Source organism: Spongiactinospora gelatinilytica, from assembly GCF_003236385.1.
Lineage (GTDB): Bacteria > Actinomycetota > Actinomycetes > Streptosporangiales > Streptosporangiaceae > Spongiactinospora > Spongiactinospora gelatinilytica.
In genome coordinates, this window is sequence record NZ_POUA01000913.1 from 1 (window position 1) to 406 (window position 406).

Genomic DNA, 406 nt, shown 5'->3' on the forward strand with positions numbered 1-406 from the left:
GTAATGTAAAGTACCATCGAGTGCTTGAAGTTCAATGGTTCGTAAACCGATTGAAACGACGGTTCCATCGATGGATTGAATCGTAACACTATCACCAACACGTAGTTGGCCTTCAATTAAAATAGTTAGGCCGTTAATAACATCGGACACAATCCCTTGAGTCCCGAGTCCAATCGCAACACTTAAGATTCCAGCACCGGCCAATAAAGTGCCCACTGGTACTCCTAAATTTGATAAAATAGTATAGACGTAAAAGAATAGGACGGAATACTTGAAAATATTTTTAACCACTGCGTAAACGGTTTGTGAACGAGCGGATTGTTTTTCAATTGGATCGTGATGTTGAAAACTATTACGGATGATATGTTTACCAATCCGATTAATAATCCAGAAAATAAGGGTGATT

At 38.7% G+C, this 406-nt stretch carries 1 protein-coding gene; it reads right to left on the reverse strand.

All coding sequences use genetic code 11. The features are described from left to right. A partial coding sequence (locus C1I98_RS46820; RefSeq protein ID WP_146607983.1) for a mechanosensitive ion channel family protein occupies nucleotides 1–406 on the reverse strand: 406 nt, incomplete at both ends.